The 19,321-nt window shown below is 44.0% G+C and carries 16 protein-coding genes; 5 read left to right on the top strand and 11 right to left on the bottom strand.

Annotated elements, in window-relative coordinates:
• Positions 1–246: 246 nt before the first annotated feature.
• On the bottom strand, positions 247–2,253 hold the full coding sequence (locus RXX31_RS06845; protein ID WP_317588324.1) for a methyl-accepting chemotaxis protein: 2,007 nt from the start codon (positions 2,251–2,253) through the stop codon (positions 247–249).
• Between the two features lie 115 nt (positions 2,254–2,368).
• Between RXX31_RS06845 and RXX31_RS06840 the strand changes: the two genes are divergently transcribed.
• A complete protein-coding gene (locus RXX31_RS06840) occupies positions 2,369–2,881 on the top strand; it encodes a C40 family peptidase (RefSeq protein ID WP_317588323.1) in 513 nt (170 codons plus the stop codon).
• A gap of 86 nt (positions 2,882–2,967) precedes the next feature.
• On the opposite strand, the gene RXX31_RS06835 is transcribed toward RXX31_RS06840, so the two are convergent.
• The 3 genes from RXX31_RS06835 to RXX31_RS06825 all read right to left on the bottom strand — a co-directional run bounded on the left by RXX31_RS06835 (position 2,968) and on the right by RXX31_RS06825 (position 5,412).
• Positions 2,968–3,312 (bottom strand): DUF3802 family protein, encoded by a 345-nt coding sequence (locus RXX31_RS06835; protein WP_317588322.1) that lies wholly within the window; start codon positions 3,310–3,312, stop codon positions 2,968–2,970.
• Positions 3,313–3,475: 163 nt separating this feature from the next.
• Positions 3,476–4,438, bottom strand: coding sequence for a diguanylate cyclase (locus RXX31_RS06830; protein ID WP_317588321.1), 963 nt, complete (start codon positions 4,436–4,438; stop codon positions 3,476–3,478).
• Positions 4,438–5,412, bottom strand: coding sequence for a response regulator (locus RXX31_RS06825; protein WP_317588320.1), 975 nt, complete (start codon positions 5,410–5,412; stop codon positions 4,438–4,440). The genes RXX31_RS06830 and RXX31_RS06825 overlap by 1 nt, the downstream gene beginning before the upstream one ends.
• A gap of 224 nt (positions 5,413–5,636) precedes the next feature.
• On the opposite strand from RXX31_RS06825, the gene RXX31_RS06820 reads away from it, so the two are divergent.
• Together RXX31_RS06820 and RXX31_RS06815 are read left to right on the top strand one after the other, a co-directional pair.
• A complete protein-coding gene (locus tag RXX31_RS06820; protein WP_317588319.1) occupies positions 5,637–6,503 on the top strand; it encodes a fructosamine kinase family protein in 867 nt (288 codons plus the stop codon).
• A 246-nt stretch (positions 6,504–6,749) separates the two neighbouring features.
• Positions 6,750–6,944 carry a CPXCG motif-containing cysteine-rich protein gene (locus RXX31_RS06815; RefSeq protein ID WP_237316690.1) on the top strand — a complete coding sequence of 65 codons (195 nt, stop codon included), beginning with the start codon at positions 6,750–6,752 and terminating at the stop codon, positions 6,942–6,944.
• 61 nt (positions 6,945–7,005) lie between these two features.
• On the opposite strand, the gene RXX31_RS06810 is transcribed toward RXX31_RS06815, so the two are convergent.
• Positions 7,006–7,617, bottom strand: a complete 612-nt coding sequence (locus tag RXX31_RS06810) for a riboflavin synthase subunit alpha (RefSeq protein ID WP_317588318.1) — start codon at positions 7,615–7,617, stop codon at positions 7,006–7,008.
• 281 nt (positions 7,618–7,898) lie between these two features.
• Between RXX31_RS06810 and RXX31_RS06805 the strand changes: the two genes are divergently transcribed.
• Both RXX31_RS06805 and RXX31_RS06800 read left to right on the top strand, forming a co-directional pair.
• Entirely contained in the window at positions 7,899–9,269 is a 1,371-nt protein-coding gene (locus tag RXX31_RS06805) for an MATE family efflux transporter (RefSeq protein ID WP_317588317.1), read from the top strand.
• A 113-nt stretch (positions 9,270–9,382) separates the two neighbouring features.
• Complete coding sequence (locus RXX31_RS06800; protein WP_317588316.1) at positions 9,383–10,390, top strand: DUF3080 domain-containing protein; 1,008 nt, start codon at positions 9,383–9,385, stop codon at positions 10,388–10,390.
• An 11-nt stretch (positions 10,391–10,401) separates the two neighbouring features.
• Here the strand turns inward: RXX31_RS06800 and RXX31_RS06795 are convergent, their stop codons facing one another.
• From RXX31_RS06795 to hrpA, 6 genes are all read right to left on the bottom strand, one after another.
• Positions 10,402–11,244 (bottom strand): DNA ligase, encoded by an 843-nt coding sequence (locus RXX31_RS06795; RefSeq protein ID WP_317588315.1) that lies wholly within the window; start codon positions 11,242–11,244, stop codon positions 10,402–10,404.
• Between the two features lie 173 nt (positions 11,245–11,417).
• Positions 11,418–11,807: an ATP-binding protein gene (locus tag RXX31_RS06790; protein WP_317588314.1), complete on the bottom strand. Its 390-nt coding sequence runs from the start codon at positions 11,805–11,807 to the stop codon at positions 11,418–11,420.
• 162 nt (positions 11,808–11,969) lie between these two features.
• Positions 11,970–13,574, bottom strand: coding sequence for a BCCT family transporter (locus RXX31_RS06785; protein ID WP_317588313.1), 1,605 nt, complete (start codon positions 13,572–13,574; stop codon positions 11,970–11,972).
• Between the two features lie 346 nt (positions 13,575–13,920).
• A complete protein-coding gene (locus RXX31_RS06780) occupies positions 13,921–14,436 on the bottom strand; it encodes an outer membrane beta-barrel protein (protein WP_317588312.1) in 516 nt (171 codons plus the stop codon).
• A 228-nt stretch (positions 14,437–14,664) separates the two neighbouring features.
• Entirely contained in the window at positions 14,665–15,144 is a 480-nt protein-coding gene (locus tag RXX31_RS06775) for a porin family protein (protein ID WP_317588600.1), read from the bottom strand.
• Between the two features lie 184 nt (positions 15,145–15,328).
• Positions 15,329–19,300 carry an ATP-dependent RNA helicase HrpA gene (hrpA, locus tag RXX31_RS06770; RefSeq protein WP_317588311.1) on the bottom strand — a complete coding sequence of 1,324 codons (3,972 nt, stop codon included), beginning with the start codon at positions 19,298–19,300 and terminating at the stop codon, positions 15,329–15,331.
• Positions 19,301–19,321 lie beyond the last annotated feature (21 nt).

Below are 19,321 nucleotides of genomic sequence, written 5' to 3'. Positions count from 1 at the left end.
GTGGCAATTTTTGGGACCGACCATGCCCTAATGCTTGAGCAAGTAATTGGAAATGTATTCAGTTACGAACATGCTGCTACTGCAAGGATAGTTACTTGTTTTCAACTTCGCACGGTTACGAGGGTATGTATTGCCAAATAACTTAGAGATAACTGACTAAGCAGTGTGGTTTGGTTTGGTTCACGTAAGATGAATAGCCAAGACAGGCGATAATCTGCCTTGGCTTGTCACGAGCTTGACTAAGTTCTAAAGCTCATATTTGTGCAGCATCGCTTGTTGGTGGCCTGCAATTTCTGCGACTTGTTCCGAATTTTCAACCATAGATTCAAGCTGTTGTTTGGTTTGCTCACCTTGTTCCGATATTTGTGTGATCGATAGCGATACATCCGCTGTTGCTCTTTCCTGCTCTTCAGTCGCAACAGAGATCTGTTCGACGCGTTCTTGGATAAGCCGAACGGCATCGTTAATATCGGAAAATGCTAACTTGACGCCATCGCTAGATTGTAATGCATGCGCCATCTCTTCTCTTGAATCGCTTACCGCTTGTCGAGAATGTTCAGCAGCCGTTATCAACTCATTCATCATTTCCCGGATATTGGTCGTTTGTTGAGACGTGTCGCTGGCTAATTTGCGCACTTCATCTGCTACCACTGCGAAACCGCGACCTTGCTCACCTGCCCGCGCCGCTTCTATCGCTGCATTTAACGCCAATAAGTTGGTGTTATCAGCTATACCGCTGATCATATCGACCATCTCTCGAATCTGTTTAACTTGTTGATCAAGCTCCAGCATAGACTGCTCATTGATATTAAGTGACGTGTCTAGCAATTCTAACCTTTCGCGGTTTTGTTCAACGACCTCCAAGCCTTTTTTTGTATGCGTTGTCGCCAGGAGCGCATCCTCAGATGAAGCGTTGGTTACCGTTGCTATCTCACGAATGGACGCTTCTAACTGTGTGATGGTCGTGACCATACTCACCAAGGCTTCATTTTGTCTGCTAAGGCCCTCATTAGTCTGTTCTGCAGCGGTATGGCTGATTTCCGCCGTTTGATAAAGCGTCTCACAATTTCTCGTCACCGTAGAGATGGAGTCATACGTGGAATCAATGACCAGATTCAATTTACGCGCCACCTCTTTCAGTTCCTCAGGTCCCACCTCATCGGCTTTCTCTCGAAAATCATGTTCTGTCAGGGCAGATAATCGGCTAAGGACCGACTGTAGTCCACGATTCGTCCAGCTCCTTAGACCAATCAAGGATGCAAAAATAATGATTGAGATAACCACTGCGGCGATAATCACCATTAAGCTAACGGTTTCTATCGTCGTATTAACCACGTTTTCTCTCTCATCAATCAAATCAGAAGCGGCAAGTGAAACCTGGTCAAGCAATAGCATCGTCTCGTCAGCGAGCTCGGAAGCGTGCTTAAATTCCGCTCTTTGCTGTTCGCTTTGCGCAAGTTTGGCGAGAATCAATGGCAGAATACCTTTGTCAGTAAAGCCTGCTTTTACCATGTCATAAGGCGCGGTTAGACTGGCATAGTCACTGACTTCAGGGTGCAGTGCTTGAAAATCTGAGTATGCGAGGTTAATCCCTGCAATTCGATTTCTCATTTCACGAAATTCTGCTTCCGCTTTAGTAAGATCAGACTGCATGAGCATCATTAAAAAGGTGCTCTCCATCGAGCTCGCTGAAGCGATAAACCGATTTGCAGCATCACTTGATTGTGGATTGTCAGTGCTCAGAAAGGAGCTGATTCGGTTCATTTCCGGGCCAATAGAGCTAAGGCCATAACGGAATCCACCGACAGCAGAATCTATATCCGACTGAATTCGGAGCACGGCCGACTGTTTTAACAGTATCGATTGGGTGATCTTATGTAAGCTTTCGGCGTTGGTTTTTAGTTCATTCGAAAGCGATTCTGCCACACCAGAGGTTTTTTCTACTAACCCTTCAGTTTGAGTGGCTAATGCTTCTATTTGGGCTTCAACGATAGGGAGTTCTTTCGCTTCTGTTACTTGCATTCCATAGTTAAGCAATTTAACAATTTCGAGCACATTCCTGGTTAACTTAGCGTTGGCCATTGCCATCGGTAGTGCTTTTTGAGACAACTCTTCAAATTGTTCTCCAGTATGCTCCATTCCTTTGAAACTTGAAGCAGAAAGAGCTATAACAAGAGCAATGATAGTTAAAAATGTTGCACTGATTGTCTGAATCAGTGAGAGAGAAAAGCGTGAGCGATTGCGCGTTGCCATAATCAATGTTTATTCTTTTTTGAGTTTGAACGGTTTTACTGCGGATCCATCACTTAAGGTGATAAAACCGTGATAAGCGTTCAATACTATGGAGTGATTATGACAATAATATTTCATGTATGAGTCGTTTGAATGGAAGGTAGAGGATTTGCGTCGTATTTATTTCCCTTTGATAATCAGTACCCTAATGACTGCGTGCTCTTCAGGGCCGGAGCCAGCTGAAGACGTGGTTGCGGTAACGCCTCCCGCTCAGACTTTGTCTAGCCAACCGGAGTTACTAAGGTTTTACAATGAGTGGCACGGTACGCCATACCGCTTGGGTGGGACAAAAAAATCGGGTATTGATTGTTCTGCCTTTGTGCAGAAGGCCTTTGTGGAGGCATATCAGCTTGCTTTACCAAGAACGACCAGACAGCAATCTAAACAAGGTGTTGAATTAGGCTGGAATGAAGCCCAGCAAGGGGACCTCGTCTTTTTTAAGACCAGAAGAACGACTTACCATGTTGGGATCTATCTGGGCAACAAGCAATTTATGCACGCATCTACATCGAAAGGTGTCATTATTTCTAGGATTGATAACCCCTATTGGGCCTCGAAATTTTGGCAAATCAGAAGAGTGACACTGTAATGAAAAGATACTGTCACTAGCTGAAATGAACGGATTGTCACGACTTCACTTTAGAAGCTATCAACCAAGCGCTTCATCGCACCTGCTTAGTCGTAAATCGCAACGGCATTGTCAAACAGGTTTTTCACTAGCGCGACGTACTCTTCCAGAAAAGTAATCTGTTCATTCGTAGCCTTCCTGCTCCAGACACCCGCCAGGACTTCACCGAGATCTTCTACCACTGCATCCGCTTCTTTTAATAACTTAAAACGTACGCTTGAATGAAGTTCTGGGTTCTGCTCAAAAATCGTCATGATATTGGATGCCACCATGTCGGTAACGACATCTTCGATACTTTCCAATCCTGTGTCACCGCGCTCTGAGGTAAAGATATCCAGGTTAAACGACAAATGTTCGATAAGAGCAAGGTAACCATCCGTTTCTACAACCACTGTATTTCTCCATTAACGTCAAGATTAGAAAGCTGGGAGCGAAATTGTATCAATAGTAAGACATTATTGCGAAATTTCATTAACTTATGTCATAGAAATCCGTATGTATCAATCAACTGGACAAGTAGCAATCAAATAAATGGCAACGTGCCACGGATTTGATTTACTCATGATCATATACACAACTTTGGTTTCGCCCATTTTCTTTGGCGCGATATAATGCAGAATCTGCACTTTTGAGCCATTGCGTATGATTGTCAAAATGAGGCTTATATTCACAAACGCCGATACTAATCGTGAAATTAATGAGAAACTCTTCAACTTTCAACGTCTCTTCTTCTACGCGTTTACGTAGCCGCTCCGCAAAATAACTGGCTTGAGCTTGGTTAGTATTGGGTAACAAGACGGTGAACTCTTCTCCACCAAAACGCCCACAAATGTCGCTACTTCGGGCTGTTTTTCTCAATAAACTCGACGTTCGACGAATCACTTCATCTCCGACAGGATGGCCATAGCTATCATTAACCTGTTTGAAGTGGTCTATATCGAAGATTACCAATGAGCATGAGCCATCGCTGACTTTTATTTGGGTAAACTCCTCTTTGAGAGCTTGTTCCCAGTACGCACGGTTATATAAGCCTGTCAGCCCGTCTTTACGACTGATTTCTGATAGGTGTTGGTTGGTTTCTTTGAGATAAATACGGTTACGTGCGGTCTCAGACACGTCGTTGATTTGGATGGCGATATGACTGATTTCCCCAGAAAGAGAACGTAGCGGCGTGATCACAATGTCCTGATACATAAATGCGCTACTGTCCGAGACCGGAGAAAAGTTCGTAAATTTAAAAAGGTATGGACGGTTTTCCCAGCTAGAAAATGAACGAGTTTCCAAATCTGCTGACGTTTTTAATTTTGTCTCCAGCCAAGCTCTGGGCAAATCTTCAAAGCGGTCAAATAAACATTCACCAAGAATGTCTTGAGACAGCACACCACTGTAGGATTGCATAAAGCTGTTCCAGACACACACTTTATTCTGACGATCGAGCACAATCAGACCAGAATCCATCGTGTCCAGAATTTGTGTGACCCAGTGAAAGTCTGCCATGTCCAGCGTGATTTCGGACATCAGATTAACTCCATGATTTCATAAATGATTTCTACAGATGGTTTGTCGACCAGAAACAGCACTTCACATTCAAAGTCCAGTGATTCCGCCATGTATGTGTATTCAATTGTAAAGAGCTCCCCTTTTTTACCTTGTTGTTCACTGTATGTGGGTAATGTATCGATGATACTAGGTTGGCGAAGAGAGAACTGTTTATCTAACTGGTTACCTAACGAGGTTAAGAACGAAGATACCAATAGGTTAGAAACATTCAAAATGATTTCGTTATAGGCGGTGAACTCCAGTTGAAAGCCTAACTTTTCTCCAATCTGATTGATGTGCTTTCCTCTGAGGCAAACCAAGGCTTCACCATGGATTCCTCCTCCCACAAACCGTTGTGCCACCGCAATCGAACCATCGCGTCGAATCACATCAACCAGAGTCATGTGGAGCTCCCCATAGGTTAACGGCCCAACATGAGGTACAGGCAATTGAATAAACTCCTGTAAATGATCGGCCATAATGGCAGCCCCTTTTCCCAGAGCAACATTCGCGACTTCTCGAAATTTAGCAAGTGAGGAAAGATCATCGAATACATGATGATTAGGTGTGAGTTCTACAATGGGCTTAAAAGCGTACTGTATGCCTAACTGTTCATACAGTGGGGCTGCCTGCTCTTCAGACAATGGCTTTGCGATGAACGCTTTCGCGCCTAATTCAATACAGCGTTGTTGAGCTTCTTGTTGAACATCCCCGGAGATGATCACTATTTGAGTATTATAACTGCTGACAGGTAAGGACTTTAGAACTTCGAAGCCGTCCAAAACAGGCATCGTGAGATCGAGGAACATGATGTCAATTTTTTGTTCCGCCATAATTTTCAAGGCTTCATACCCATCTTGGGCTTCGATCAACTGCATTGATGCATTTTGCACGATGGTTCGTATAATCAGTTTTCTCGCGATCGCTGAGTCATCACATATCAGTATTTTCATGCTATCAATGGAACTAAAGTCAAAAAAATAATGATACATGTTGTGCGGGTGTATAACCATATGCTAGGTCGGAAAATCATAAACTTATGAGCGATTTTATTCACACTTATTTAAATTTCGTTACCTGAATCGTAAATTAATTGCTCAAGTATGCGCGGCACCGCGCCAATTTTTCATCGTTTATCCTAAACTATTGGTGATTAAACAGATTCACGAGGTTTTGTATGTGGCAAGCAATATCGCAACAACTTTCTGATACGCTGTTATTTGATTATCAAATCATCGAAAAAGTTCGTCTTTCCGGTGGAGATATTAGTGAAAGCTATATGATCAATGACGGTGAGCAACGCTATTTCGTAAAAATTAATGATCGTGATTTTGTGTCTAAATTCCAGGTTGAGGCTGAAAGTCTGCATCTGTTACGTGAGACCTCCACCGTATTTGTTCCTGAGGTGGTACTGGTTGGCAAAACCAAAAATACTTCTTTCTTAATTCTGAATTACCTGCCGACGAAACCTTTAGAAGATACGCAAAACAGTTTCTTGTTTGGCCAACAGCTTGCTCAATTACACCAATGGGGTGAACAGAAAGAGTTCGGGTTTGATACCGACAATTATCTGGGTTCCACATTGCAACCTAATCAGTGGCATAAAAAATGGTGCATGTTCTTTGCTGAACAGCGCATCGGATGGCAATTGCAGTTGCTGAAAGAGAAAGGGGTAAGTTTGGTCGATATTGAAGACTTTGTTAACGTCGTAAAACAGCTTCTGTCGAATCACAATCCAGAGCCTTCTTTATTACATGGTGACTTATGGAATGGCAATGCTGCTGTCACGCCAGTTGGACCGATTTGTTATGACCCAGCGTGTTACTGGGGAGACAGAGAGTGCGACATTGCGATGACCGAACTGTTTGGTGGATTTCAACCTGAGTTTTACCAGGGATATGAATCAGTTATGCCGTTAACGCCTGGTTATGAGGAACGTAAAGAAATCTATAACCTCTACCACGTCCTCAACCATTGTAATTTGTTTGGCGGGCATTACTTAGAGCAAGCACAACTCACAATCAACAAGATAATGTCGGTCTGATTTGAAATAGTATAAATGTTGCGTAATGTAAAACCTCGATGCATATCACCTTACAAACGGACCCCGGATTCAGGCTTGAGTTTGGGGTCAAGTTTTATACTTATTTCGATTCAAATAGCAACAACTACACTTAATATTTAAGTATCTCTCAATGTTGAGGCTAGCAAGTGATAGGGCTGCGCTTTCACAATCTATTGTTTTAAGAATCAATTGTTTTAAAAGCCCGTCAATACCAGGAGTTGTTGTATGAAAAACTATACGGAAAGGCACGTAAAGTGTCCGCATTGTGGGCACTCTATTGGCATAACTTTAGACGCCAGTAATGGTGACCAAGAGTTTTATGATGACTGCCCTGCTTGTTGTCACGCGATTCATCTCAACATGCATGTGGATGAGCTAAATGACAAAGTGGAGCTGTTCGTAGACGACAACTACGAATAGGCAAGAAAGTAAAAAGGAGCAATCATGCTCCTTTTTTGATCGTGTTTAAGCATTAATGTGCTTAAATCTGTTTCGCTGCCAGCACGCGCTCAACGGTATCGACAATCGCCTGAGTCTGCGGGTCAAACTCGATGTTGACACGATCACCCACTTGTCTACCACCGAATAGTGTTCTCTGCAGCGTTTCAGGAATCAGATGCACTGAGAATCGGTTGTCTTCTACCTCGCCAATGGTTAGCGAACAACCATCGATACCAATATACCCTTTGGCTAATACGTATTTCATTGAATCTTGAGGCAACTCGAACCAGATTGTTCGGTTATTTGGCGTATCAATTACGTCAACAATTGTGGCCATTAAACTAATATGACCCGACATATTATGGCCACCGATTTCATCACCGAATTTGGCAGCTCGTTCGATATTGACTTCCGATCCTTCATCTAGCAATCCAAGATTAGTTAATGCTAGCGTTGCTTGCATCAAATCAAAACTAATGTGCTTTCCTTCAATCTTAGTCACTGTCAGGCAACAACCATTATGTGCTACGGAAGCCCCGATCTCTAATCCATCAAGAAGGGAGCCATCTAACTCGATGACATGGGTTTGAAAACGTTCTTTCTTCTCAATCTTCACGACTTTTGCCGTGCCCTGTACTATTCCAGTAAACATTGTTTATACCTGCTTGTCTGATCTCTACTACAACGCTAGAGAGGTTTTTATTTCTACGCGTTTACCTTTTATCTATTGGGCTACTATAAACTGTTTTCAAGTTAATAAGCAGTTAAAGGTATGGCATATGAAGATACAATTGTTTATCATTTGCGCGGAGGCTCTCTGAGACATTTTTCCACCTTATTATGGTTAAGATCAACCGCTAGGTCAGTCCATCACACCTTTTGTTCTCGAGCACTCTCATTATTTCAATCTCTCTTTGCGCCTTGGAGTATTTCGTGCATCACTATAAAGAAGAAGCGTCGAGTCTTATAAAGTTGGCTACCCCTGTATTGATCGCTTCAGTCGCTCAAACTGGCATGGGTTTTGTTGATACTGTAATGGCAGGTGGCGTTAGCGCAACTGACATGGCAGCCGTGTCTGTGGCTTCAAGCATTTGGCTTCCATCGATTTTATTTGGTATTGGTCTGTTAATGGCATTAGTGCCTGTAGTCGCGCAACTTAACGGCTCTGGTCGTCGGTTAAAAATACCATTTGAGATTCAGCAAGGGATTGCCATGGCTTTGCTGGTGAGTATCCCTATTATTGTGGTGCTCCTGCAAACTCAATGGATTCTTGGGTTGATGGACATAGAAGCGCTGATGGCTGAAAAAACCATTGGCTATATTTACGCGGTAATTTTAGCCGTGCCTGCTTTCCTCCTGTTTCAGGCTTTGAGAAGTTTTACCGATGGCATGTCGTTGACTAAACCCGCCATGGTCATTGGTTTCATTGGTTTATTATTGAACATTCCATTGAACTGGATTTTCGTTTACGGCAAGTTTGGTGCGCCAGAACTGGGCGGCGTAGGCTGCGGTGTCGCAACAACAATCGTTTACTGGATTATGTTTGCGCTGCTTTTATTTTACGTGATGACGTCTGAGCGATTAAAGAACATCAATATCTTCGCTGAATTCCATCCACCACAACTAAAAGCACAAATTCGTCTGTTTAAGCTCGGGTTCCCTGTTGCCGCAGCACTATTTTTTGAGGTAACGCTATTTGCTGTCGTTGCACTTTTGGTGTCCCCACTGGGCCCAATCATTGTGGCAGCTCACCAAGTGGCAATTAACTTTTCAACGCTTGTTTTTATGTTGCCAATGAGCATCGGTGCCGCCGTCAGTATTCGAGTTGGGCATAAACTGGGGGAAGAAAGTGTCGCAGGTGCACGAGTGGCATCACGAGTTGGTATTATGGTCGGTACCGCAATGACTGTCGTGACCGCACTTCTAACCGTGGTATTTCGTGAGTTTGTCGCAGAGCTTTATACCAGTAACTCAGAAGTTATCAAACTGGCAATGCAACTATTACTGCTCGCGGCTATTTATCAGTTTACTGATGCGATTCAGGTTATCGCGGCCGGTGCGCTACGTGGATACAAAGACATGCGTGCTATTTTTAATCGCACCTTCGTCGCTTATTGGATTTTCGGCTTACCAATGGGTTACATTCTCGGGCGCACCAATTGGATCGTTGAGCCGATGGGAGCACAAGGCTTCTGGATCGGTTTTATCATCGGCCTGTCCACTGCCGCTCTGTTGTTGGGAGTCAGACTACGCTGGATGCACCACCAAAAACCGGAAGTTCAATTGAACTTTTCGGTCCAGTAACTCGCTTTTCATTAGGAGATCGAAGCCAGCAACCGCTGGCTTTTTTGATCGAATAGAACTTGAGACAGGTATACTTATAAACAAACCACAGCAGGTGTTCAGAAGGGAGCAATGTGCGTCTAATACTAGTATTTTCAATAATACTGCTTACTGGTTGCAATGACTGGTTTAACCCCGAGCAAGCGATGCTGGAGAAATACCACCAACGCTTGGCTAATGTCATGGATGTTTCAGGTGCGGAGATTGAGCCCTTACCCGCCATCACACTGCCACCGCGTCGAGAGTTATTTCACTCTTTGCCAAGGTTAACTCTTGGGCTTCTTGAAAGTTATCAACTTCGCCAGTGTGGTCTGTTCAACTTGTTAGCCGAGAAAAATTCACAATTGGGTAAAGTGCAAGATGCCTTTCATGATCTAGATTATCAGGCGTCTTTACTTCGAACGCTAAACACATGTTTGTCTGAGTTCGAAATGAGTAATGATGAGAGAGGAAAGCTAGACAAACTGTACGAGCAGAAATGGAACCACCTTCCCACTCACCTGGATAACTTGCTATTAGCCAGTGCTACGATGCAAAAGCAGCTCACCGCTTCAGATTGGCTGTCTGTTGATAAGCAAAATCAAATTGCCCGTGTCAGTGATGCCTTTGGCATTTTAGAGGAGATGTATGCAACTCCGAATAAAACTATCTCTGGATTACCGGATATTCGTATAGTGCAATACCAGGAAGTATTGGAGAAATCCCGTCTAGTAGGTAGGCTTTACTATTCTATTGCGAACTCGTCCCGCTGGTTAAATGAAACCACCCAATTACTCGAACAAAACCAGAGCAAGATCATCTGCGGTAAGAATCGCGATATCACCAAGTTTCGTTACTTGAACAATGTGTTTCAATCCATCTATGTAGAAGAAGTACAACCGTATCTGGCCTATTTGGACAGTACATATCAACGCCTGAATCGCGGCGTTATGTTAGTAGAAGAAAGGTTGGCGCTTCATAATGAGGGGTATAGGCTAACTGATGCGCATAACACATTCAGAGAAAAGACCCTAGAACATGTGAAGTTCTGGCAGAGTCTTTTCAAACGCTGTGGTGTATCGGTGGGTAAACCGAGTAATTAAAATTGCTCGGCCTACTCCTTAAAACGCTCACGCAAAAAGCGGGCAAATTTAGGTTTTCCGTTATGAGTAAATCCGTTGTATCTAAATGTGATAATGGAGCCTAATTGTGGTGGATTTCGACGCAACTCATCAGTAAATCCACTACCAATATAAAACTCTGTACCATCAGGCATACGAACCAGTAAAGCGCCCATCATGCCGAACAGCCTTCCAGTTCCTGGCTTGTGTCCTATCACCTGTGCTTCGGTATCCGCATAATGTTTTAGCTTAAGTAGATCACTACCACGCCCGGCTTGGTAACGACTGGACACCTTACGCAACATGACACCTTCCCCATTCGACAGTGATATTTTATCCAGTTGATTGAATAAGTGCTTTTCATCTTGAATGATCATGTGTTCAACGTACTTGATGTGTGGCTCATTCAGTTCAAACACTAAACTCTGGATATTGTAATAGCGCTTTCGGTAATCTCCCGAAGAGTAAGGCATGTCGAACAACATGAAATCAATTTTTTGCCACGCACTATCAACAGGTTTTTTATCAAGAACCGTTTGCTGAACCAAATGAAAGTTTCCCCGCCCAGCCCAGAGCTCACCATCCAAGGGATATTCTGGTAATGATTCAGTAAACCAGTGTGGAGCATAAATACGGTTTCCATTCCGTGTTACAAGGTGTTGCCCAGTCCAGTATGCGCGAATACCATCGAGTTTTTCACTATACCAATACTCGGATACATCGATCCCTTCCTGATACGTTTCAGCAAGACAAACGAGGGGAGTAAAAGACGAATCTGCTCGAACTGGTGTGGATGCTATTACGGCGAGTGCAATCAATGTCATTTTAAGCGGCATAGGAAGAAACCTTGTACAAAGAAACACTGATATTGAAGCGCAACTTCTGTCGATGACCTATTTATCAGTAGTTATTCTTCGAGCCACAACAATGATTGCAAGTAATGTGTTACAAGGTTAACGATGGTTTTAGACGGTATTGAATACATCGTGAGCGATAACTCACCAAGTGCTTAATCTTGCCACTGGTGGCGCATCTTCTCAATGGTGGCTCGTGGCACATTATGAATACTTTGATAGTTACCTTCACAGACTCTTATCTCAACCTCAATCCCCTTCTTTTTGCAGAAATCCAGATAGCGCTCCATTTCCCAACGGCGAACAAAAGTATTGCTCACAATAACGATTTTACCCTGGTTTAACCATTTGCGAGTTTGCCGGAAGCACCACTCATGCGCTTGAGGAAGCAGCTGCGGGTTGAAATGGTATTCCCCACTCTTTGACTCAAAGTACATGTCGGCTTCAAAATGTTTCGCGTTGAGTTCATTCGCTAACTGTTTAGCCTGTGTTGTTTTTCCAGAGCCGGGTAACCCGCGAATAAGTATGAGTTTGGAAATGGGCATGAGTGAAAAGTATGAAGTAAGAGACGCAAAGACTCTAAAGGAATTTTAAAAAAAGGAAAGAATAAATCAACTGGGCGGGAGATTATCTAAGACTTGCCGACCTCTTTACTCTGAGTTCAGGTTAAACAAAAAATGCCGAGCGCATAACGCTCGGCATTTAGATTATTTGTTTAAGCTAGGTTGAGTTTGGTATGCAGATAGCTCTGTTCTTAAACCTTTAACCAGACTGACACACATCACCAGCAGTACCACTGTAAACGGCAATCCGGTTGCAACAACGCCTGACTGCAATGCTTGCAAGGCTTCTTTACCACCTACCCAAAGCATTACTGCGGCAATTGAACCCTCAATACATGCCCAGAAAATTCGCTGAGGCACTGGCGCGTCAATCTTACCACCGGCAGTAATACTATCGATAACCAGAGAGCCAGAATCCGATGACGTCACAAAGAAAACCAGAATCAGTCCGATAGACAGAATCGAGATCACTGAGCTGTACGGCAATTGGTCATAAACATGGAATAACGTCAGAGAAATATCGGTTAGACCGTTAGTACCCAGCTCACCCACTTTATTCACGACCTGATCAAGTGCAATACCACCAAAGATCGCCATCCAGATAAGTGTTACCACTGTCGGAACGATGATAACCGCACAAATAAATTCACGTACTGTACGACCTTTAGATACACGGGCAATAAACATACCGACAAATGGTGACCAAGAAACCCACCAAGCCCAGTAGAATACCGTCCAACCTTGCATCCAGGTTTCATCCTCACGACCGTGTGGGTTACTCAAAGGAATGATGTATTCGATATATGCTTTCGTCGTATCAAAAATAGACGTAAATGCTGTATCAAAGCTGATGAAGGTAATGAAAATAAGCAGTGCAAAAGCAACCACCATGTTGACATTACTTAGCACCTTCACACCACCATCAATACCACGAATTACCGAAAGTACTGCAATGAAAGTAACAAAGGCGATCACAATCATTTGTGTACCGATGGCACCATCAAAACCAAACACATGGTTGATACCACTCGTCGCTTGCTGCGCACCCAGACCTAGCGATGTTGCCAGACCAAACAAAGTCGACAGGACTGCCAGGATGTCGATAACATGCCCTAACCAACCCCACGCGCGGTCACCAAAGATTGGGTAAAAAGCAGAACGTAGTGACAGAGGTAGACCTTTGTTAAACGCAAAGAAGGCAAGCGCTAGAGCAACTAGTGCGTAAATACCCCAACCATGAACACCCCAGTGAAACATAGTCGCAGCCATCGCCAGGGACTTCGCTTCTTCAGAGTAAGGTTCTGCATTTAACGGCATTCCCCACCAGTCTGTGAAGTAAGCGGTTGGCTCTGCAACACTCCAGAACAGCAGTCCAATACCCATACCGGCAGCAAACAGCATGGATAACCAAGATGCTCTTGAATGATCTGGTGTTGCGTCCTTACCACCGAGACGAATTTTACCTAGAGGAGACAACAGTAAAACAACGGCGAATAATACGAAGAAGTTGGCTGACCACATGAAAAACGCATCAAATTGCTCGATGATTCCGTTTTTGACACCATTTAAAGCGTCGCGAGCGGTATTTGGGTCAACTAAAAGAAGTGAAACAAGACATAAAACGATAAGACCGGCGCTGATTCCGAATACAGGATTGTGAACGTCAAAACCCCACTTCTGTACGTTATCCTGTCCTACCTGATAATCTGTAGTCTCGATACTATATTTTTTAAATGAATTTTTATCCATAAATACAAATTTAACGTTAATTTGAAACGCTCCTCAACAGAGAAGAACTCCAATACCGCCCTCCAATAATTTGAGCTCTAAAGTTTTTAATCGCGGCGTATATTAACATTAGTCACAAATTTATGCAAAAATGATGTTTATATTGCATTTTAAAGACAAATTGTTTTCAGTGACTCTCAAAAAAGAAAATAATAAGCTATGATGTCTAACTATTATCTCTCTCGCTTTGACAACCGTCGACCCCATAGCTTTAAGTTGAAGTGATACAAAAAGTGGCCTCCCCTAAATGGGTACGACCACTTCATTATTCCTGCAAACTAATTGATGAACCTGGCTGAACAAAGCGCTACAAGAAGTGAAAAGTAACATTACCAGTAAAGCTGCTCAGTGAATCACTGTCACCATCGATATCAACGCCAAAAGCCTGATAACTCGCACCAACGGACATATTATCGAGCAAGAAGTACTCTGCCCCTACGCCATACATGTAAGAAACGCCGTCATCTTTATCAATCGAACTTAGTGAACCTTTATAGTCGACATTAAAGGCATTGATGCCACCCTTGGCGTAGATATGGAAAGGCCCAAAATCAATGCTTGGCTTCACCGCTAAATAGAGAGAAGAAAAATCACCGTCTCCGTTAGTGCCATCCACCGAAAGATCGACTTTACCATGGTTAAAATAGCCGGCTTCTATGCCAATTAACGGCAAAATTCCCGTACCAACGTGCACACCGTAGGTTGTATCATTTTCGCCTTCAATATCAGATTGTCCGACTTGACCACCCGCATAAAGCCACGAATCAGCAAAAGCAGACGTTGAACACAACGCCAAAGCCAATATCGAGAGTTTTGTTTTCATAGTTATACCATCCTTTGTCATTCTGCGTGATATCACGCTCCTAGCTCGTAGCAGAGTGATCACTATATATTGGAAAGTATAAGGAAATTAAGATCAAAAAATGAATAATTAATATTCAATTTGTTGTACTGTGACATCAATTCAGGCTGAGAGCCCTCTAGAACGAAAGACCAGAAACAAAAACACCGGCATAAGCCGGTGTTTTTTAACTATCGAGAGGCTCGACAATTATAGGAAGTGCAGTGATGCATTCACTGAGAACGTACCGATATCGTCTTTATCAGCCGTGTAATTCATGTAGCTTGCACCCACAGACAGTGGACCAAAAATGAAGTATTCAGCGCCAACGCCGTACATTAGATCGACGTCGTCATCGTCACTACCGCCTTTCACTTCTTTATCCCACTGGTGGATACCACCTTTTGCGTAAATGTGCAGAGGACCAAAATCGATGCTTGGCTTTAGAGCTGCGTAGTAAGAGGTAAGCTCAGTATCGCGACCATCAATGTTGAATTCACCGTGTTGTGTCACACCAGCTTCAATACCGATAATCGGAAGAATGCCTGTACCCACGTGCACTGAGTATGCTGTATCAGTCTCACCTTTGTAGTCAGATTGACCTACTGAAGCGCCACCGTAGATCCAAGAATCTGCCATTGCCGCAGAAGATGCGCCAAGTAGTGCCACTGCTAATAGAGTTTTTTTCATCATTTACCTTTTACTCTTTTTGATCCCGCATCTTGTCGACAAGACGCAGGCACTGCGAATACAAGGGAGGCAATTGATTGCCTCCCTAGAACTAAAAACAATACTTTGATAAATCAAAAGCAATTACCGTACCAGTAACCGCACGCGCGTTGATATAAATCGCGATTACGATTGTACGACACGACTAGCATGCATCAATTGCGTTTTTGACTCGTTTATCAGAAACCGGATACGGTGTGCCTAACTGTTGAGCAAAGTAACTAACACGTAGCTCTTCTAACATCCAACGCACTTCTTTTACGTTTTCTGGAATTGCCATGCCTTTAGGAATCTTATTCAGTAACTCTTTGTAGTCATTCGTCACCGATTCGATTTTCAGCATATGTAGGCGGTCCTTATTCGGATCGATTGGCAATTTCTCCATACGGCGTTCAATGGCACGCATGTAACGAAGAATGTCCGGTAGACGTTTCCAGCCACATTCAGTTGCAAAGCCTTTGAAGATCAGTCCTTCAACTTGAGCTTTGATATCAGAGAGGGCGAACGCCATAGTAAAGTCGATCTTACCTTTCAACTTCTTATTGATGTTAAAGGCCGTGGTCAAAATGGTTTCTACTTGCTTAGCAATTTCTACCACAGTATCACCAAGTTCCGCTCGAACGTGTTCTTTCAAAGCTTCAAACTGCTCTGGCTCCCAAACCAAACCACCATGCTCTTCGATAAGTTTATCGACACCACAAGCAATACAGTCGTCAATCAGATCCAGTACTTTACCGTAAGGGTTAAAGTACAAACCTAGTTTTGATTTGTTCGGCAAGTTGGCGTGCAAGTATTTAATTGGTGACGGAACGTTTAATAAAATTAATCGACGCTGACCAGCTTGCATCGCCGAGATTTGCTCGTATTCCGTTTCGTACAGTTTGATTTCAACACTGTCTTTGGTATCAACAAGTGCCGGGTACGCTTTAACGTCATAACCGCCACGTTTTTGCTGATACACTTTCGGTAGCTCGCCAAAGCTCCACGTGTGCAAGCCCTGCTGCTCGATATCATCGTCAGCGACTTTTGAAAGTGTTTCCTGAACCTTATCTTTAAGACTTTCTTTCAGTTCATGAAGGTCGCGGTTCTCTTTCAGCTTACGATTTCGGTGATCAACCGCACGGAAGGTGACTTTCAAATGATCCGGTACCTGCTCCATGTTCCAGTCATCACGCAGTACTTCGACACCTGTCATACGGCGCAACTCTTTCTCAAGCGAGTCCAGTAACGGAGCTTCCATTGGCGTTACACGAGCCAAGAATGCGTCAGCATAGTTTGGTGCTGGTACGAAATTTTTTCGGATGGTTTTCGGCAACGACTTAATCAGGCTGACAACCAGCTCATGGCGCAACCCTGGGATCTGCCAGTCGAAGCCAGCCGGCTCCACTTGGTTAAGGATCGGAAGCGGCAAATGCACTGTGACACCGTCACTATCGTCACCCGGTTCAAATTGGTAGCTAAGCTTGAGTTTTAAACCATTTTGGTGCCAGAAGTTCGGGTAGTCCAAATCAGTAACATGGCTCGCATCCCCCTTGAACAACATCTCTTTTTCAAAGTTGAGCAGCTCAGCATTTTCTTTTGATGCTTTCTTCCACCACGTATCAAAGTGTTTACCAGATACTACTTCTGTGCCGACGCGTTGGTCGTAGAAATCAAACAACTCATCATCATCAACCAAAATGTCGCGGCGGCGAGATTTGTGTTCTAGCTCTTCGACTTCTTGCAGAAGTTTACGGTTTTGCTTGAAGAAGGCGTGCTTGGTTTCCCACTCACCTTCAACCAACGCACTGCGGATGAATATTTCACGACTGACCGTTCCATCAATGTTGCCATAATTCACCAAACGTTTAGGGACGATCGGCACTCCGTAAAGCATCACTTTTTCGTAAGCCATAACGGCGGCACGCTTTTTCGACCAGTGTGGTTCACTGTAGCTGCGCTTGATCAGGTGTTTGGCCAGAGGCTCAATCCATTCAGGCTGAATTTTCGCAATAATACGGCCCCAAAGCTTTGAAGTTTCAACCAGTTCCGCAGACATGATCCACTTAGGCTGCTTTTTAAATAAGCCTGAAGCTGGGAAGATATGGAATCGGGCATTACGCGCACCTTGATACTCATTCTTCTCCTGATCTTTCATACCGATGTGCGATAGTAAACCAACCAAAATGGCGCTATGTACACCATGGTATGAAGCTGGTTCGTCATTGAGCTTGAATTCCATTTCATGCATCGATTGGTGAATCTGGAAGTAAACATCTTGCCACTCACGAATACGCAAGTAGTTCAGGTAATCTTGCTTACACTGTTTACGGAATTGATTCCCAGTCAGTGCTTTTTGTTGTTTCTTTAGGTAGTCCCACAAATTTACAAACGTCAGGAAGTCTGATTCTTCGTGGAAAAAACGACGGTGCTTATCGTCAGAAGATTGCTGTTTGTCCGATGGACGTTCACGCGGATCTTGGATAGACAAAGCCGCAGCAATCACCATCACCTCTTTTAGCGCACCATACTTTGGCGCTTCCAACACCATACGCGCAAGACGTGGGTCGATTGGTAGGCGTGCCAGTTGGCGACCAGTTGGAGTGAGGCGTTTTTTCGGATCTTTCGCATCTGAATTAATGGCACCCAATTCTTCTAACAGGCGCACACCATCTTGAATATTGCGTTTGTCCGGTGCTTCCACAAATGGGAACGCTTGGATATCGCCCAAGCCAAGAGCCGTCATTTGCAGGATTACTGACGCCAAGTTGGTACGCAGGATCTCTGGATCGGTAAACTCTGGGCGTGACTCAAAATCTTCCTCTGAGTAGAGGCGAATGCAGATACCCTCTTCCACACGGCCACAACGACCTTTACGCTGGTTTGCACTTGCCTGAGAAACCGGCTCAATTGGAAGACGCTGTACCTTCGTGCGGTAACTGTATCGACTGATACGCGCGGTACCCGGGTCAATCACGTATTTGATGCCCGGAACAGTTAACGAAGTTTCCGCTACGTTGGTTGCCAATACAATGCGGCGCCCTGCGTGTGGTTGGAATATCTTGTTCTGCTCGCCTGCCGACAAACGCGCATACAGAGGTACAATTTCTGTACTCTTAAGATTACGTTTAGAAAGCGCATCTGCCGTATCACGGATTTCACGTTCACCGTTCATAAAGATCAGGATGTCCCCCAAACCTTCATCACACAGTTCGTCAACCGCTTCGAAGATACCTTCTAACTGATCGCGGTCGTTATCCTCATCACCACTTAGCGGACGGTAACGTGTTTCTACCGGGTAAGTTCGACCAGAGACTTCAATGATTGGAGCATCGTTGAAGTGCTTTGAAAAACGTTCCGGATCGATGGTTGCCGAGGTGATGATGACTTTTAAATCAGGACGACGTGGCAGAAGTTCTTTTAGGTAGCCCAAAATAAAATCGATGTTCAAGCTACGCTCGTGCGCTTCATCGATAATGATGGTGTCATATTGATTCAAAAAACGGTCATGCTGAATTTCTGCCAGCAAAATACCGTCCGTCATCAATTTAATCTGCGTGTTTTCTGAGATTTGATCGTTAAATCGAACTTTATAACCAACAAATTCACCGAGCTTGGTTTCCATTTCTTCTGCGATGCGATTCGCGACAGAACGAGCAGCAAGACGACGAGGCTGAGTATGACCAATCAGGCCAAATTTCCCGCGGCCAAGCTCAGCACAGATTTTTGGTATCTGCGTGGTTTTACCCGAACCCGTTTCACCTGCAATGATAACCACTTGGTTTTCATCAATCGCCTTTGCAATGTCATCTTTTTTCTGGCTAACCGGCAGGATGGCTGGATATTCAATTTTTGGCTGGTAACTACTGCGTTGCTCCACGGCCATCATTGATTTTGCAATGTCTAATGCGATTTCATCAAACACGGCGTTGCGTGACGCTTCTTTCTTAATTTTGCTTGCACCGGAAATACGTTTGCTTAAACGAAAACGGTCTCGCATCATGCACTGATTGAGCGCTTTGCGTAGAGAAGCAGCATTGTTCACTTGAGCCTGAGGGGCTTGAACTTTCTTTGATCCATTCTCTGGTGCAGATTGCGCTTCAGCGAGTATCTTTTTTGTAGGCTGTGACGAAGTCAAAGCGTTTCCTATTCTTTTCAT

Origin of the sequence: Vibrio sp. EA2, from assembly GCF_033042495.1 — a bacterium.
Taxonomy (GTDB): domain Bacteria; phylum Pseudomonadota; class Gammaproteobacteria; order Enterobacterales; family Vibrionaceae; genus Vibrio.
Note: the sequence above shows the minus strand (reverse complement) of the source record. Positions and strands in the feature narration are given on the sequence as shown.

Coding starts and splice junctions, on each gene's coding strand:
- RXX31_RS06815 (WP_237316690.1), top strand. CDS start 6,750: ATGAAAAACTATACGGAAAGGCACGTAAAGTGTCCGCATTGTGGGCAC.
- RXX31_RS06775 (WP_317588600.1), bottom strand. CDS start 15,144: ATGAAAAAAACTCTATTAGCAGTGGCACTACTTGGCGCATCTTCTGCG.
- RXX31_RS06780 (WP_317588312.1), bottom strand. CDS start 14,436: ATGAAAACAAAACTCTCGATATTGGCTTTGGCGTTGTGTTCAACGTCT.
- RXX31_RS06830 (WP_317588321.1), bottom strand. CDS start 4,438: ATGTCCGAAATCACGCTGGACATGGCAGACTTTCACTGGGTCACACAA.
- RXX31_RS06820 (WP_317588319.1), top strand. CDS start 5,637: ATGTGGCAAGCAATATCGCAACAACTTTCTGATACGCTGTTATTTGAT.
- RXX31_RS06785 (WP_317588313.1), bottom strand. CDS start 13,574: ATGGATAAAAATTCATTTAAAAAATATAGTATCGAGACTACAGATTAT.
- RXX31_RS06845 (WP_317588324.1), bottom strand. CDS start 2,253: ATGGCAACGCGCAATCGCTCACGCTTTTCTCTCTCACTGATTCAGACA.
- RXX31_RS06840 (WP_317588323.1), top strand. CDS start 2,369: ATGTATGAGTCGTTTGAATGGAAGGTAGAGGATTTGCGTCGTATTTAT.
- RXX31_RS06825 (WP_317588320.1), bottom strand. CDS start 5,412: ATGAAAATACTGATATGTGATGACTCAGCGATCGCGAGAAAACTGATT.
- RXX31_RS06790 (WP_317588314.1), bottom strand. CDS start 11,807: ATGCCCATTTCCAAACTCATACTTATTCGCGGGTTACCCGGCTCTGGA.
- RXX31_RS06810 (WP_317588318.1), bottom strand. CDS start 7,617: ATGTTTACTGGAATAGTACAGGGCACGGCAAAAGTCGTGAAGATTGAG.
- RXX31_RS06795 (WP_317588315.1), bottom strand. CDS start 11,244: ATGCCGCTTAAAATGACATTGATTGCACTCGCCGTAATAGCATCCACA.